Origin of the sequence: Fictibacillus nanhaiensis, assembly GCF_023715445.1 — a bacterium.
GTDB classification, from domain to species: domain Bacteria; phylum Bacillota; class Bacilli; order Bacillales; family Fictibacillaceae; genus Fictibacillus; species Fictibacillus nanhaiensis_D.
The window spans coordinates 339,467-354,741 of record NZ_JAMBOD010000003.1 but is presented as its reverse complement, the minus strand read 5'-3'; the positions used below and the strand labels follow the sequence as shown (position 1 = coordinate 354,741).

The 15,275-nt window shown below is 38.7% G+C and carries 17 protein-coding genes and 1 tRNA gene; 11 read left to right on the top strand and 7 right to left on the bottom strand.

Features of this window, described 5'->3' with window-relative positions; translation table 11 throughout:
- Positions 1-94 precede the first annotated feature (94 nt).
- Positions 95-1,258 carry a sulfate adenylyltransferase gene (sat, locus tag M3196_RS11990; RefSeq protein WP_251322534.1) on the top strand — a complete coding sequence of 388 codons (1,164 nt, stop codon included), beginning with the start codon at positions 95-97 and terminating at the stop codon, positions 1,256-1,258.
- On the top strand, positions 1,248-1,853 hold the full coding sequence (gene cysC / locus M3196_RS11985) for an adenylyl-sulfate kinase (RefSeq protein ID WP_251322533.1): 606 nt from the start codon (positions 1,248-1,250) through the stop codon (positions 1,851-1,853). The genes sat and cysC overlap by 11 nt, the downstream gene beginning before the upstream one ends.
- 42 nt (positions 1,854-1,895) lie before the next feature.
- Here cysC and M3196_RS11980 read toward each other — a convergent pair whose 3' ends face one another.
- Both M3196_RS11980 and M3196_RS11975 read right to left on the bottom strand, forming a co-directional pair.
- Positions 1,896-2,048 (bottom strand): hypothetical protein, encoded by a 153-nt coding sequence (locus tag M3196_RS11980; protein WP_251322532.1) that lies wholly within the window; start codon positions 2,046-2,048, stop codon positions 1,896-1,898.
- On the bottom strand, positions 2,045-3,076 hold the full coding sequence (locus M3196_RS11975; protein ID WP_251322531.1) for a hypothetical protein: 1,032 nt from the start codon (positions 3,074-3,076) through the stop codon (positions 2,045-2,047). Before M3196_RS11975 ends, M3196_RS11980 begins: the two co-directional genes overlap by 4 nt.
- Before the next feature lie 120 nt (positions 3,077-3,196).
- Here M3196_RS11975 and M3196_RS11970 point away from each other — a divergent pair, with 120 nt between their 5' ends.
- The 5 genes from M3196_RS11970 (at position 3,197) to M3196_RS11950 (ending at position 7,001) form a co-directional block, all read left to right on the top strand.
- Positions 3,197-4,318, top strand: coding sequence for a hypothetical protein (locus M3196_RS11970; RefSeq protein WP_251322530.1), 1,122 nt, complete (start codon positions 3,197-3,199; stop codon positions 4,316-4,318).
- A 127-nt stretch (positions 4,319-4,445) separates the two neighbouring features.
- Complete coding sequence (locus M3196_RS11965; RefSeq protein ID WP_251322529.1) at positions 4,446-5,336, top strand: hypothetical protein; 891 nt, start codon at positions 4,446-4,448, stop codon at positions 5,334-5,336.
- A 63-nt stretch (positions 5,337-5,399) separates the two neighbouring features.
- Positions 5,400-5,669: a hypothetical protein gene (locus M3196_RS11960; protein ID WP_251322528.1), complete on the top strand. Its 270-nt coding sequence runs from the start codon at positions 5,400-5,402 to the stop codon at positions 5,667-5,669.
- 119 nt (positions 5,670-5,788) lie between these two features.
- Positions 5,789-6,019: a hypothetical protein gene (locus tag M3196_RS11955; RefSeq protein ID WP_251322527.1), complete on the top strand. Its 231-nt coding sequence runs from the start codon at positions 5,789-5,791 to the stop codon at positions 6,017-6,019.
- A 64-nt stretch (positions 6,020-6,083) separates the two neighbouring features.
- Positions 6,084-7,001 carry an MBL fold metallo-hydrolase gene (locus M3196_RS11950; RefSeq protein WP_251322526.1) on the top strand — a complete coding sequence of 306 codons (918 nt, stop codon included), beginning with the start codon at positions 6,084-6,086 and terminating at the stop codon, positions 6,999-7,001.
- On the opposite strand, the gene M3196_RS11945 is transcribed toward M3196_RS11950, so the two are convergent.
- From M3196_RS11945 to M3196_RS11930, 4 genes are all read right to left on the bottom strand, one after another.
- Positions 6,973-7,668 (bottom strand): YetF domain-containing protein, encoded by a 696-nt coding sequence (locus tag M3196_RS11945; RefSeq protein WP_251322525.1) that lies wholly within the window; start codon positions 7,666-7,668, stop codon positions 6,973-6,975. The two genes, M3196_RS11950 and M3196_RS11945, sit on opposite strands and share 29 nt — an antisense overlap.
- Before the next feature lie 84 nt (positions 7,669-7,752).
- Positions 7,753-8,190: a GNAT family N-acetyltransferase gene (locus M3196_RS11940; RefSeq protein WP_251322524.1), complete on the bottom strand. Its 438-nt coding sequence runs from the start codon at positions 8,188-8,190 to the stop codon at positions 7,753-7,755.
- Positions 8,191-8,195: 5 nt separating this feature from the next.
- Entirely contained in the window at positions 8,196-8,711 is a 516-nt protein-coding gene (locus M3196_RS11935; RefSeq protein ID WP_251322523.1) for a YjcG family protein, read from the bottom strand.
- Positions 8,712-8,770: 59 nt separating this feature from the next.
- A complete protein-coding gene (locus M3196_RS11930; RefSeq protein WP_251322522.1) occupies positions 8,771-9,502 on the bottom strand; it encodes an alpha/beta hydrolase in 732 nt (243 codons plus the stop codon).
- A 138-nt stretch (positions 9,503-9,640) separates the two neighbouring features.
- Here M3196_RS11930 and M3196_RS11925 point away from each other — a divergent pair, with 138 nt between their 5' ends.
- From M3196_RS11925 to M3196_RS11915, 3 genes are all read left to right on the top strand, one after another.
- Positions 9,641-10,198: a phosphatidylglycerophosphatase A family protein gene (locus M3196_RS11925; protein ID WP_251322521.1), complete on the top strand. Its 558-nt coding sequence runs from the start codon at positions 9,641-9,643 to the stop codon at positions 10,196-10,198.
- A gap of 259 nt (positions 10,199-10,457) precedes the next feature.
- Positions 10,458-10,533: transfer RNA gene (locus M3196_RS11920), tRNA-Val, on the top strand.
- A 97-nt stretch (positions 10,534-10,630) separates the two neighbouring features.
- Positions 10,631-11,605, top strand: coding sequence for a tyrosine-type recombinase/integrase (locus M3196_RS11915; protein WP_251322520.1), 975 nt, complete (start codon positions 10,631-10,633; stop codon positions 11,603-11,605).
- Between the two features lie 1,748 nt (positions 11,606-13,353).
- Here M3196_RS11915 and M3196_RS11910 read toward each other — a convergent pair.
- The gene (locus M3196_RS11910; protein WP_251322519.1) at positions 13,354-14,505 is read right to left on the bottom strand and encodes a restriction endonuclease; all 1,152 of its coding nucleotides are present in this window, start codon (positions 14,503-14,505) and stop codon (positions 13,354-13,356) included.
- A 251-nt stretch (positions 14,506-14,756) separates the two neighbouring features.
- Here M3196_RS11910 and M3196_RS11905 point away from each other — a divergent pair, with 251 nt between their 5' ends.
- Complete coding sequence (locus tag M3196_RS11905) at positions 14,757-14,930, top strand: hypothetical protein (protein ID WP_251322518.1); 174 nt, start codon at positions 14,757-14,759, stop codon at positions 14,928-14,930.
- Positions 14,931-15,275 lie beyond the last annotated feature (345 nt).

The following is a 15,275-nucleotide window of genomic DNA, read 5'->3' as shown; positions in this document are numbered from 1 at the left end:
ATTATTTAGTCATCTACTCACAGAATCTCGTTAAACAACATAAAATAATAATAGTTAGCATTATGCTAACTTACTAATTTTTGAGGTGAATGCTATGACCATTCTTCCCCATGGCGGAAGTCTTGTGAACAGATTTGATGCTCATACTGACTGCAGGTCTATTAAGGTGCACATTGAGTTAGATGCTGTTTCGTTATCTGACCTGGAATGTTTGGCGATTGGAGCATTTAGTCCGCTTGATTCTTTTATGGATAAAGCTGATTATTTATCTGTCCTTCATAATATGAGACTACGAAATGGTTTACCATGGTCCTTGCCTATTACATTGCCTGTGTCAGATGATAAGGCAAAAGAATTACAAACAAACAATGCAGCTGCTTTATATTTTAAAGGCAGTTTGTATGGGAAAATTGAAATAACAGATATTTATAAGGCCGATCATGATTTGGAATCACAGCTAGTTTATCAAACAGTTGATGAAGCCCACCCTGGTGTGAAAAAGTTAAAAGAACGAGGAAAATGGTATGTTGGCGGAAGAATTACGTTGATTCAGTTTCCGGAGCGTACAGTAGGATCTCATTATTATTTGAATCCTGAAATAACTAGAAAATTATTTCTTACAAAAGGATGGGAAAAGATTGTTGCTTTTCAAACGAGGAACCCGATACACCGCGCTCATGAATTTATTCAAAAAACAGCCTTGGAAAGCGTTGATGGTCTTTTTTTGCATCCGCTTGTAGGCGAAACAAAACAAGATGATATTCCGGCAGCCATCAGGATGAAATCGTATGAAATACTTCTGGATCAGTATTATCCGAAAGAGCGGGTTATTTTAGGAGCGTTTCCGGGGTCTATGAGATATGCCGGACCCCGAGAGGCAATATTTCATGCACTGGTTCGCAAAAATTACGGATGCAGCCACATTATTATTGGCAGAGATCATGCTGGTGTGGGAAATTACTATGGTCCCTATGATGCACATAAAATTTTTAAAAAATTTGGACAAGATGAGATTGGGATTATTCCATTATTTTTTGAAAATAGTTTTTATTGTTCTAAATGTGATTCTATGGCCACTATGAAAACCTGCCCTCATGATGAACAAAGCCGGCTTATTTTATCAGGAACGAAGGTGAGGGAGAAATTGCTTAAAAATGAGCCTATCCCAAGGAACTTCAGCAGACCAGAAGTGCTATCCGTGTTGAGGGAATATTATGTAAAAAGGAATGATGAGAAGGGAGAAATAGATGGATCATAATCAAAAGAACATCAAGTGGCAGTCTGTCGGAGTAACAAAAGAAATGAGGCAGAAGCTGCATGGACATAAGAGCTTTGTACTCTGGTTCACAGGTTTATCCGGCTCAGGAAAATCGACTATTGCATCAGAGGTTGAGCACCTTTTATACGATAGAGGGTTATCTACTGTTTTACTAGATGGAGATAATGTGAGACACGGATTATGTCAAGATCTTTTGTTTTCTGAAGAAGACCGAAAAGAAAATATTAGAAGGTTAGGAGAAGTCGCTAAGCTATTTGTTGAGAGCGGAGTAATTGTTTTAGTAGCTGCTATCTCTCCTATCGAGGAAGACCGGCAAGCGGTAAGAAAAAAATTAGGTTTAAACGAGTTTATCGAAGTCTATGTAGATTGCAGTCTTTCAGAATGTGAAAACAGAGATCCTAAAGGACTATACAAAAAAGTTAGAGACGGGTTGATTACTGATTTTACAGGTATATCTAACCCATATGAAATTCCTGCATATTCCGAGATTGTACTCCAGACTGAAAAGAAAAACGCAGCAGAATGTACGAATGAGGTCTTGGAGTACCTAATCTTAAATGGATACATTCATTAATAAAGAAAGCTGCCACCAGATCTTAAGGTGACAGCTCTTTTTTTATTTTGCTTTATTTGGTTTCCAAGTTACTTTGCCGCAAGATCCACAGCCCTTTTTTAAGGGGGACTGAATAAGTGAGTTATTTTTTCCTGCATTCTTAGATTTATTTGCTTTGATTTCAGAATATAGCTTCTGAAGATCATCCTTATTCACTTTCCATCTCTCCTCTGTCTAAATATCCTGGATGCTTTGTTAGTATATTCTCTATTAGCGGACGGGGTGTTTTGATTTGCCTGAAATGGACGTATGACGGATTTTTCCTTTTTATCAGACAGAATTGGTTTAAAGGGCTGAATGGGATGTTCAGTTCCTGACTTTGGTTTAAACGGATTTATGGGCTGTGCATTCCGTGAAATGAACTGACCTTGATCATATGGCTTCGGTATTTGATTTGTAATCAAAGAACCTGCCGACGAAAAAGGTTTGATAGGAGGCAATGTAACTTTTGGTCCATGCAGCTTTTTGTGTGTGTTTTCACTATTTACTTCTTCAAAAAATGCATCACCATCCGGAAGCTTTTTTTTATTTGGCTTGGTATTATTTTCCGCTTGGTCCTCAACTTTTGATTCGCTTATTGGACTTTTAATTCGCTCAGGTATCTGGACAGCTGCAAATCGAGAGTTTATTTGATTCAACACATTTTCAGCACATGACATAAAAGTATCCTCTGAAATAGAGGTTAAGGATTCAAACGAAAAACGCAAGAAGGTTTGTATAACAAGGTAGCTGATCCATTCTGCGATTTTTTCCTCATATTCCGGCTGTACTGCTAAAAAGAGAGGTCCGTCTTTTCGTTTTAGTGTTATCCCTTTATGAATGGCAGATTGAACTGGCAAACGAAACGATGTCGCTGGATTTAAGTAATAGAGCTGTTTGTCCGGAGTGTTCAATGCTAAAGGCATAGGATGATTTGCATGAAAATCAACATAAAACCTTTGATCACATTTGACATGATCATCCGAAGTTATGGTTATGCCTGTGTGATATAAAAGCTGATTCAGCTCTCTAAGCCTCTGTTGTGATAGACCTTTAATTCCCAAGGTAAAAGTGGATAGTGCACCTGAGATATTTTCGTCTTCAGAGATCTGCAAGCCCCAGTATGGCAATAAGCGACAAAGAGATTCATATTCTAATGGTGTTAACTCACACACTTTTTGGTTGTTATACAAAACTGATCTCATAAATGATCCTCCTTGAAGTCTTGACTATAAAAATAGGCTATCGTTCTTGTGTCATAACCCACTCTATTTCCATAGTATGTATGGAATCTTCAGATCATGATGAGGAAAGGAAGGGAAACAATGGGAAACAATCATAAACACTTGCAGGATGAGTGTATCCGTGTACAGAAAGTTTACGACTGGGTGACTGATACACTAAACGTAAGAAAAACTGTTTCTTTTACTCCTGAACAAATTGCAGCAATAGAAGAAGCGTTAGATGATCCTTCTCGTCGCCCGTTAAGGATCGTAACAAAAGTACCTAAAACTTCACAAGCAATCGAAAACGCTGAAGCTTGCGCTGATCATTTTTTATGCGAACAAGTAGGAGAAAAGAGAGAGTGTACCGTTGCACTTAACGGAGGGTTTACAACTGCACAGTTAGTTGAACTTCTGTTTACAACGGATATTAAGGTTCATGTCGTAGACAGAAGCGGTGACCTCGTAACTGAACTAATGGTGAATGCATCCGTTTTTGAATCTTTTGTTCTATGCTATCCAGATGGAACAGACTTGTATTGCCGTATCACAAAAATCTTTGCCCGCATCCCATCAGGTACTGTTTTGTTAAACAGCCCGGCACCGACTTCGTTTAGTATTGATATTACGTTCTGCGTTGACATTCAAGTTGAAGCAGAAGTGAAACTCGAGGTACTTGCTAAATTCTGTTCACCTCGTGAGAATGACCTAAATTGCGAAGAAAGCGAAGGTGAATATTGTCCAGAGGTATCGTTCCCGCAACAATGCCCTGACATATATCCCAGGCCAGGCTGCATGTGTAGAGCCTCAGGAAGCGCGAGCGGATTAACCGTAAGCGGTGAAGAGGGAGCTACAGAAAGCGGCCGTGCCACATTATCAGTCAACATTTGCCCGAATCATCAGCTGGCAAACAGTTCATTCCAGTTACATTTTACTGAATCTGATTCAACTGATGGTGATAGAGAGTTTAGCTTTAATGCAACGGAATTTACTCAAGACACATTATGCTGTGATGAGTATAATGGGGGAATAAAGCTAACGGTTTCTGGAAGAGGTAATGTAAACACATCAGGTGAACACCTTGCGTTTAATCTGGCAATCGTCCAAACAACAGATGGTAATCTTTTTGAGGTAGAACTAATTAATGAAGAAAAATTTTCAACGGGAATCGTTACTGCTGATGCTAGTGAAATTTCCATTGAAAACTGCTTACAGCACACCTAATACAAGATCTGAAGACAAAAGGACCGCTGATTACCAGCAGGTCCTTTTTGTATTGAAAAAATAGTGAACGAATGGTTAAGGGCTACATACAATATGAAAAGAGCCTAATTTGCAAGGAGGAAGATCAATGGGAACAAAAGACAAACTAAGTTATGAACGGCTCATATCAAGAGTTGACTACTACAAAGAAAAAGCACTCGATCTTGAAAAGAAACTTGTATTTGCTGAAGAAACGATTGAACGGTTAGAAAATGAATCAAATTATAATGATTCCCTATTGATTATCGAGGAAAAGGACAGGGAACTGGCAAATCTTCAAAACAAAATTGATGAACTCTCTAAAAAGGTGAACCGTTTACAGGATCATGAGATGGAAAAAAGAATGCATGGATATGAAGAACTCCTTAAAAGCATACAAGAAGAATTAAATGATAAAGATCAACAGATCGACCTTTATCAGCAGAGGATTAAAAGTATGGAAAAACGAATAAACCTAAACCGGACGCCTGAACCTGTTCTGGAGGATCCACCTGAAGATATCGGAACAACGGTTAAAAGTAAAAAAGACGAATTTAGCTGCATGAGTTACTTTGATTATTCAGTAATCCTGACTAAAGATAAAAAGGGTTTTGTACGGGGAACATTTTATCTTGAAAATACGGGCACACAAACTTTGGAGAATCCATACATCTGTTTTCGTTTTCAACCAGCAGAATCGGCTGCGTTAAAGGGGAAGATTATTTCGTTGATTGCCTCACCTACTCAAGATGAAATGGAACAATCTACGTGGATGTTTATGGATAACGAATGGGCAGAACAGGCAAAAGACAGAGGAGAGATTTGGGTTTGTCCACTGCGGGAAACTAAACTTAATAGTGGAGAGCGGTTATCTCTTGATGATTTTCAGATTCCTATAAAAAGCAAGATTGATGAAAATATTACATTAGAAGCTTTTGTCTATTTCCATAAGCAAAACTTCCGTGCTAAAGCAGTTAATCATATAGCTATTAATTTTTAGTGAGACAGCCCATAACCAACTCGTTAGACATTCATATGATGTACTATACGAGGAGGTTGAAACATGGAAGATTGTTTTTACTGCAAGAAGAAAAAGAAGAAGTACAAGAAAAAGATTTATGCAGATAAAGTAATCATCAAAACAGACAAAGTTATTATAGAAAAAGAAGAAAAGCACCATTGCGAATCTTCAAGCTCAAGTTTCAGCAAGCATCAATTCAGTAATAAAAAGCATGAATCTTCTTCAAAACATGATTCTAGCCATAAGAATCATGAATCATCTTCAAGCTCAAGTTCCAGTTCTAACAGCTGCTACTACGACCCTTGGTTGTAAGCAATTCACATGTTTTAAGAGAGTATCCCTACAAGGATGCTCTTTCTTTATTTTAAAGCATATTTTAGAAGGAAAAGGGAATAGAAAGAGGAAATAGATTACAAAAGGAGATGTTGCTGATGGGCTATATATTACCTTATATACCAATCCAAAGAATGCAATATGCAATCCGTATGGAAAAACCTGAACAAGGACTTCCTGTCGTTTCTGTCGTTCCTTTTATAAAAAATGACACTGTTCATACATCTGATGATCAAAAAAACCGTAATTCCATAGAGGGAAAAAAGAGATTCCAGCAAGTTCTGAACGAAATAGAAGGAAAAGGATTATTCATTAACGAAACCATCTAATAGGTTTCTTTTTTTTGGCCATTTACCGATTCATTCAAACTTTAAGCATCAGGAGTGATTATAGATGGATTTTATTGAGATAAAAGAGGGTTGTTACTATTTTAAAAGTGCTGTAAACATCGGCTATATTTTGAGTGATGATAAAAAGCATGGCATGCTGATCGACGCGGGCCTCGAATCATCTGCAGCAAAAAAAGCACTGTATATTCTGCAGGAAAAGAATCTCCCATTTACTCATTTGTTTATCACTCATGCTCATGCAGATCATTTTGGCGGAGCACAATACCTTCAAACAAATTATAAGATCCATACAATTGCTCCTTCATTCGAAGAAGCAATTATGAGAAATCCTATACTAGAGCCGATGTACTTATTTCACGGAAATTCGCCTTTAAAGGAAATGAGGAATAAATTTCTCGAAGCTCCAGCCATTCAAATCGATGAAACGTGTGAGAACGGATTATGGACAGAAGAATCTTTTCATGTGGAATTCGTTCATCTTCCTGGCCACAGCTACAATCAGTTTGGCCTTCAATATAAGGAGATTCTTTATGCTGCGGATGCATTCTTAGGATTAGAAATTCTTGATAAGCATAAGATTCCCTTTATTGTGGATGCGGCTGCAAATCTCTCAACTTTAGAATATCTTATGCAACTAAAGGTAGAGGGGATGCTTCCAGGTCATGGTTCATTTTCCAGTAACTATGTAAATACCATCCGATCAAACATTGATGTTCATCAAAAATTGTCAAGTCAGGTTATAAAGTTTTTAATAGCTTGTGAAGACAGAGGTCTATCTTTGGAAGATCTTATTGCAAAAATGCTTATCAAACATGAGATTGAACCCGCCAATCTAGGAATGTATTCCTTATTCCGTACGGCTATAACGGCGTACTTAATTCAGCTGATCAAAGAAAGAAAGGCCGTATATACGATTAAAGAAGGACGACCATTTATTTTTTTGGGTCAATCATCGGCATAATTAATAATTTGTTTTCTGAGAATTCAGCATAGAGAACTTCTTCTACAGACCGGTATCCTTGTTTGTGAAGCTGTTCCATCAGTTTCTTTTTCGATAGATTTGCTGTTGAAAGATTATCAATATTCAATTCCCCGTCTAAGATTAACGTGACAGGCAGCTCAGGCTGTTGATCAGTATGCATATTTAAGTCCTGTCTGTTAGGTGAACCGTATTGGTATTTTGGAAGTATGCTTAGCGTACCATTGGTTTCTAGAATGGCATACTCAACTTCACGGAGTCCAAAGTAGCCTTTTTGCCGTACTAAGTTTTGCAGCTGATTAATGTCGAGTTTGCTTTTCTTTAGCTGTTCTCTGTCTAACATCCCTTTACGAATTACGATAGCGGGTGCACCCTCGAGTAATTTTCGTGAACCCATAAATTTTTGTGAGATGATTTCTACTACGTATACCATCGAACCCCATATTACGATGGCATAAAGTATGACGAAAATAGATGTTTCATCGTCATACATAGCGTTTCCCACAAGCTCGCCTAAAAAAATAGAGGAAATAAAATCAAATGGGGTAATCTGTGAGATTTGTGTTTTTCCTAAAACTTTAGTAAGTAGAAATAAAGCAACAAATCCTACTGTCAACTCCACTGTCAATTGCCCAATATGTAAATTCATTCTGCCATATCTCCTCAAAATAACGTATTAAATTTCAGTTTTGACGAGATAAGCTGTTTGTAAACTAAAAAAGTATTGAATCCGTCACTTAGACGAGTCCAATACTTTTTTCATAGCTACATGCGGTATGTTTGCATCTAAAAATGGTTCTTTTGAAGTGGTTTGATATCCTAGTTTTTTATAAAAGTCTTCTGCTTGAATTTGTGCATATAATATAAGGCTGGGTAAGGATTGATCCCTGGCTGTCTGCTCCATAGCCATCATTAATTCTTCGCCTAGTCCTTTTTTACGGTGGGAAGAGAGAATACAAACCCGCTCCACTTTGCCTTCACCATTTACTTGGCGAAGTCTTGATGCACCAATCGGTTTATTGTCATCGTATAATACAAAGTGAGTAGAAGAATCTTCATATTCATCGATTTCTTCACTTTCATCAATTTGCTGTTCACGTACAAAAACATCTCTTCTAACCTCTAAAGCATCTCTATATCCTAAATCTTCTGTTGAGTACTTTTTAATCAATCTTTTTAGACTCCCTTTCCAAGACGAAACGTTTCATAGACTGTCCAATATCCATTCTCCAGCTGGTAGAGCAACTGAATGCGGTTGATTTTTTCTTCATGTTTGATATCAATCATACGAAGCCTTTCTAATACATCAGAATGTTCTTCGTCTGAGAGCTTTTGGCCCAGGGTTAGATGGGGAACAAAATTATAAGGTTGCTGATGTTCCAGCGGACCTGAATAGAGCTGGTCATGAAGAGATCTTAATTCCTCAGCTTCGTTTACTTTTAAGTAAATTACATTATTAACAGGATGGAAGGATCCAACCTTGTTAATCATGATTGAAAATGGGTTAATGTTCTTTGCTACTGAAGAGATATAAGAAATTTGTTCTTGAAGCTCTTCTTCAGTTGCCTCATAAGGTTCCTTTAACGTGATGTGAGGTGCGATAAGGGCATAATGTGGATCATACCTTTTTCGGTAGGAATTTACTTTATCTTGTAAATTTTTTGATGGAAAAATAGCGATACCGTATTTCATAATTCTTCCTCCCTCATCTTTTGAAATAGTATACCAAATATTCGTTTTATTTCCCACAGTTAGTGGTTATTGTAAAGAAACGTTAATGCGGGAACCAAGTCCTTTTGCCAGTTTACCCAAAGATGATTCCCTTGAAACTCTGAGTATTCGTAGTCCAGGGCTAGGTTGTTTAATAGTTTGTTCATTTTACGATTTGGTTCAAGAAAATCTTTAGTGATACCTTCAGGGTTTGTGAAACGATGTTCTTCATCACCAATTGAATGATAGATGGTTAACGTCTGCATCTGTTCAATGGATTCAACGGTTTGTAGCAGTTCATCTGGAACATACGGAGATTGGACGATAACTTTTCCGAACGTGTTCGGATATAAAAGACTTAGTTTAAGAGCAACATAACCTCCTAGTGAGTCGCCGATTAATCCCATTCCTGCACCAAGCTGAAGAGTATTATACTTCTCATTTAAATAAGCTGTTAGTTCAAAAGCCATAAATCTAATATAATCTTCGTGTTTTTCACCAGTTGGATCATATTTTGCTTTTCTGTCAGTCATCCCTTTATGGTTCACACCAATGATAATGCAATCTTCTATTTGGTGTTCTTCCATTAATCGGTCAGCCGTTTTTGCCAGCTTACCTAATTGAAAGTAATCCCTGCCATCTTGTGCAATTAATATTGGATATTTGACAAGCGGGGTGTACCGTGAAGGCAGGTAAACAAGAAGATCAATCGTTTCATCTAAGTATTTGCTGTATATTTTATCGTCTGTAATGGTACCTTTAAGAATGGCCATAAGCCGACCTCCTTTGCTGTCATCATAAAAAGTAAAAGCGTTTTCATTCGACTCGTATCATTGTATCATAAAATGATATAATGAAAGAATCAATTAGATGAACGATTCATAGTGAACATTAAGATGAGGTGAAGTCTGTTGAAAAATAGAGTGCACAGTCGGGAAGTAGAAGCAGCAGCGAGAAGACTGCTGAATGAAAGAGGCGTCACCATACCTGAGATCGCAGAAATCGTTTATGAAATGCAAATTCCGTTTTCACCTGGACTAACAAAGGAAGAATGCATGGAAAGTGTTGATGCGGTTTTAATGAAGCGTGAAATACAACATGCTATTTTAGTAGGTGTTGAACTGGATATATTAGCTGAACAAAAAAAGCTTTCCGAACCTTTGCAGAGTATCGTAGAACAGGATGAAGGCTTATTTGGGGTAGATGAGACCATTGCACTTGGAGCTGTATTCGGATATGGGAGCATTGCCGTTACGACGTTCGGACATCTGGATAAGTTTAAGATGGGCATCATCCAGAAGCTTGATACAAAAATAGCTAACGGCAAAGTCCATACCTTTTTGGATGACCTGGTTGCAAGTATTGCAGCAAACGCCTCAAGCCGTCTCGCACACAGACTTCGCGATAAACAAGAGCGTCTGACAGCAGAAGAAATCGCGCAGCATGAAAATGAAGAAAAGATCGGGTAGTAGATAAGCCCTCCGCGTTGGCGGAGTTTTTTTTGTGGGGGGAATTGGATCTAATGCTGAGGACTTATAAAAAAATTTGAAGACTTAAAAAAAAATCTGAAGACTTATAAATTTTTTTAAAGACTTATAAATTTTTTTGAAGACTTATAAAAGTCAATAAGGCATAATAAATGGTTTTGGGACTGCTTTTAGAGCATGAAATTTTTATTGACAGAGCCCATGCTGTATCGTATATTTTAAATTGTTCCGAAAAAATAGAGATCCGATAGCTCAGCTGGGAGAGCGCCACCTTGACAGGGTGGAGGTCGGGGGTTCGAACCCCTCTCGGGTCACCATACATACGATTATAAAACGTTGGTATAACGCCTTTTAATACGTTGGATTGATACGGTCATTGAATCGGTCAACTAGCGAATTAGGAGGCGTTTTTTCGTGACTAAACGTAAACCCGCATTACACGTTCAAGCCGATTTAAGCGGTGTATTCAACGTACAACAACCACAGCCCCCACGTCAGACCCACAAACTCACAATTCACAAAGCGTTAACCTCAGTACTTCGTCAAATGCGAGCAGCCGGACTTCGTGAACGTACGATGGACGACTACGAACTTCACGTCAGCCACTTCGCAAAGGTAACCGGTGTTCAAGCACTTGAAGACGTTACTAGCGATCATATTTACGAATGGCTATCGTCAATGAACGTCAGCAATCAGACGAAACTCACCCGACTAAAGTGTCTCAAGGCGTTTCTAAGCCGTTGTTTAGATAACGGTTGGGTTACGTCTAACTATTGGCGAGGCATCCGCATCAAGGTCGACAACCCAGTTAAAGAGGGCGCTACAGACCGAGACATTCGAATCCTACTGTCATTACTCGACTTAAGTAAGTTTGTAGAGTTACGTGATGCTACTGCCGTTTTACTTATGTATCAAACAGGGATCCGTGTCGGAACACTTTCGAAATTACAATCGAAACACATCGACTTAGATGCACAAATGTTAAAGATGGACGGCGGTATCATTAAGAATCATCAATCGTTGTATGTACCGTTCGACAATACACTTATGACGTTACTCACGGTTCTAATCGAACAAAACGATTTAGTACGCCAGGCTAATCGAACGAACAACGATTTACTGTTTATTACAAAGAATGGGACTCCGGTAGTCACGAGTCAGACGGGTAACAACATCACTAAGAGACTCGGGAGATACGCAAAAGAATACGGACTAAAGAACATCAATCCTCATGCACTTAGGCGAGGGTTTGCGAAGAATCTACTCGGTAAAGGTGCGAACATTGCATTGATATCGAAAGCACTCGGGCATAGCGATTTAGCCGTGACCACTCGTTACCTGCACTTAGACAAAGAAGAAGTCGCAGAGAATTTACGCAGTTATTTATAAACAAAAAAAATAGGACGCAACCACAGGGGCAAAACCACCGTGATATACGACCTACTCCGCAAAGTAAAGTATATCGCAAAAAATGTGTGTTAGTCAAATTCGGCAGCTACGTTTATTGAACCGAACAAACGTTCTAATCTTAGTGGTTACGTCCTCTAATACGGAGGGCAATGCAATGTTTTTATCATGCGAAGATACATATAAACGATTAACACGGTTTGACTCAGTCGAACAATTAAACGAAGCTATTCGGAAGCATCGGGAATCTCACGAACTATCGTCTACTGAACTCGCAGTACTGGACGTGTTAAGTCGTTACAGTTGTAAGTACCCCGGTGTAAGTTTCCTAACGAAGAATAACATCGGTAAGGCGATAGGTAAGTCACGACGTACTGTAATTCGAGTATGTAATCGACTTGAGGCACTCGGCATCATTAAACAGTACGAGTTACGTCGTAAGAGTGACGGGCAGCAGACGAGTAATGCAATCGTTGTAATGCCGTTTATAGAACGTTGTGTCACACAAGCCACCGCCGAAAGTGTCACACCATTAAACTCGATTCTTTTAAGCAATAAAGAGTTATTACATAATACGTCTGATGAACCGTTGTCTACGAGTCCATACGTTAGATTCAAACAAATAATCGACAACAAGAAACTACGCAATAAAATCTACGGGGTTTGGTTGGCACACATAAAATACATTCGAGGGATCTACGATGAATCGGAGCTACTGTACATCGGTATTAGGGCGGTAATGGTAACGTTTAAGGCGAATAACATACGCAACAAAGTCGGCTATTTTAACGGCGTCCTGGACCGAATGCTAGACCGACTACACGACGTTAATATGCAGTCAGCATCGTTTGTGTAACGTTTAAATACCGATAATACCACTCAGAATTAAAGGTTATAAATTCGTATAGAAGTAACTCGGAAATATGGTGAGTATACGGGAAATAAACGGGAAATAACATAATGCACAACGTTACACAATGGTGAAATTACCTACGTATGGACACCGTAATATCATCGGCAATGGCATTCAGCAGGCGAGAGGGTCGGAAAATATCGGGGGTCTGAGCATAACTAACGGCATACCACGTTGTTTACCGCTTACCAAACGATGGATCCCTGCGAAAATACCCACTCGTTTATGCACGATTCTATGCAGTATATCAATGTATATTATCGGTGGGTAAACGGCATCTATTCGGCAACAATCGTAAACCCCGTCATATCAACGTTTATACGATAGACCCAGTTTACATAACACTTGTTAACGGAAGCGAACGTATGTTCGTAAATCGGTGTGAACGTAGTCCAGGAAAGGGTTGGCGGCATATCAACGGTGGTCAATCGATGTATATGCGTAGCTGTATACGGATGAATAGCGTATGCAATGCGTAATGATGCGTCAGAATACGTTAACCCCCCCGGGGGTAGGTGCTTCCGTACGTGGCTGCCGGGTGGGTAAAAGTTTCGCCAAAATTTTAAAAGTTAAGGGGGCTAAAGCTTGCCTCTGATAGAACGGAAAAAGGTGGTTAATCGGCAGTCGGGGGCACCGTGCATATTAACGGGATACCAACGGACTTCACCGTGCGTAATAACGTTGATTCATGCGAATATGAACGTGTATTGTAGCCCCACTCCCCACGGTTACCTAAATATGGTTAGAGTCGGGGGTTCAAAGGTATCGTAGCATCACGAAATCCATGCGAGAAGAATCGTTATCCGTAGCCCCCCGGTTACTCGTCTTTAAAGTAATCATAATCTATTGCCTTAACGACAAAGGTTTGATTGATATCTACACCTACATTATGTGCTATCATTAACTTTGATAGTTCGATTCCATCAATTAAAATTATCTTTTTTGCCTCTAATCGTTCAGCATATTTCCTGGCGCCGTCCGTAAAATAGGATGTGGTGATAAAAACACCCTTTCTTGCTCCCTTACCGTCTAACGCCCCCGAAAAACTTTGTACAACTTCTCGACCAACAGAATTGTTTGCAGCATATCTTTTAGCTTGAACATAAATATTATCTAAGCCTAGTTTATCTTCTTTAATTACTCCGTCTAGTCCTTCGTCATTAGTTCGTTGAGTAACTTTCCCGTCTCCATATCCCATTACAGTCAAAAGCTCAACCACAATCTCTTCAAATTTAATCCAATGAACATTTCTCAATTGTTTTAACAAGTTATCTGCTAGTTCATTATTTAAATCGTCTATCTTTTCTTTAACTACAGTTAGTGGATCAACAACCTTTTCTAATTCTTCAATTTCTTCTATTATTTCGCTTCTACTTTCATTAAGAAGGTCTAAACCATCTGCTGTTATTTGATATGTTAGTTTATTAACTTCTTCAATGTAGTTCTCTTTTTTTAAGCTATATCTTACACTTCTTATTCTAGAAAGTAGTATTATATCAGGGTTATTTTCGTATTTCATTAATCGCTGTTCTTCACTTAATTTAAAGAACTCCACTAACTTTTCAGTAATTTCACTTGCTGGGTATGCTCTCCCATCTTTTATCATTTCTAAGTACGGTATCATCATTTCTCCGGTGGATGGAATCGTATCTTTAATTTGTTTATCAAATTCTCTATGCGCTTGTTCTGATTTATGTCTTTTAATTAAACTCTGTTCTTCTTTCTCGGTTGTTGGGATTCCTTCTTTATTAAGTATTTGCATAATGTCTGCAATAGTAAATCCGGCTTCGTTCATCTTCTTAAAGAATTTCATTATTCTTAACGACTCAGTGGTATACATAGTTTTATTTTTACTAGGAACCGTTGGTATATAATCTTTAAAGTGTTTAACCCATCTTCTTCCGTTTGTTTCTGACCATCCAACCAACTCGGACATTTTGGTTTTAGTATAAAGCTTATTGTTATTCACAAACTATCCCCCATCGTTTGTATGATAATAAATTCGTTTATTAAATTGAGTTTTATTTATATATTAACATTAATATCCAAATATTTTCCCTAGAAATAGGAAGTTTTTTGTAAAGAAACTGTTATAAAACCTGTTAAGCTCTCACCAGGACAACGTTTATTACCATCGACTCGGGAGCAGTGTCGGGGGTTAACGTGATACATTCGAATCAGTTGGCGCAGGGTAATTTTAACAGACGGGAGGTGCGTTGTATGACGTTAGTTTGGATTGGATCAGACGGTCGAACGATTGACCACAAGTTCAACGAAGATACCGCAAAGCTACGTGAGTTCTTTTTGGCGAAAGGACTACCGTTAGCAGTCGCGGAAGTTTGCGCTCAGTATGAGTGGGACGACGAGGTTGTAACGGAAATGCTCGGCGAGTAGCACAGGTCAGCCCCGAGTGATACGTATAACCGAACGATTATGCCGTAATAAACGTTAAAGTTCGTGTTTTTAATTGAACATCTAACGGATGAATTACGGCATTTTCCAGTTATAAACGAATATTTGTTCGGTAGTATCGGAATATCGTTCGGGTTTAGCTTATGGTGGTTGCTCGCTTATGGCTCGCCCTCAGCTATCGCCTCGGAACTGAACGATGCCTGTAATCGCCTAGTGCGGGGCTGAATCGATTCTAGAACGACAGTCGAACGAAAAAATTAAAGAATATATGCACCGATGGTTGTCCGGAGACACGGATCAGTGTAAAAAGTCGTGATTTATCGATGT

Coding starts and splice junctions, on each gene's coding strand:
- cysC (WP_251322533.1), top strand. CDS start 1,248: ATGGATCATAATCAAAAGAACATCAAGTGGCAGTCTGTCGGAGTAACA.
- M3196_RS11945 (WP_251322525.1), bottom strand. CDS start 7,668: ATGAATTTACATATTGGGCAATTGACAGTGGAGTTGACAGTAGGATTT.
- M3196_RS11970 (WP_251322530.1), top strand. CDS start 3,197: ATGGGAAACAATCATAAACACTTGCAGGATGAGTGTATCCGTGTACAG.
- M3196_RS11960 (WP_251322528.1), top strand. CDS start 5,400: ATGGAAGATTGTTTTTACTGCAAGAAGAAAAAGAAGAAGTACAAGAAA.
- M3196_RS11975 (WP_251322531.1), bottom strand. CDS start 3,076: ATGAGATCAGTTTTGTATAACAACCAAAAAGTGTGTGAGTTAACACCA.
- M3196_RS11965 (WP_251322529.1), top strand. CDS start 4,446: ATGGGAACAAAAGACAAACTAAGTTATGAACGGCTCATATCAAGAGTT.
- M3196_RS11935 (WP_251322523.1), bottom strand. CDS start 8,711: ATGAAATACGGTATCGCTATTTTTCCATCAAAAAATTTACAAGATAAA.
- M3196_RS11955 (WP_251322527.1), top strand. CDS start 5,789: ATGGGCTATATATTACCTTATATACCAATCCAAAGAATGCAATATGCA.
- M3196_RS11905 (WP_251322518.1), top strand. CDS start 14,757: ATGACGTTAGTTTGGATTGGATCAGACGGTCGAACGATTGACCACAAG.
- M3196_RS11930 (WP_251322522.1), bottom strand. CDS start 9,502: ATGGCCATTCTTAAAGGTACCATTACAGACGATAAAATATACAGCAAA.
- M3196_RS11950 (WP_251322526.1), top strand. CDS start 6,084: ATGGATTTTATTGAGATAAAAGAGGGTTGTTACTATTTTAAAAGTGCT.
- sat (WP_251322534.1), top strand. CDS start 95: ATGACCATTCTTCCCCATGGCGGAAGTCTTGTGAACAGATTTGATGCT.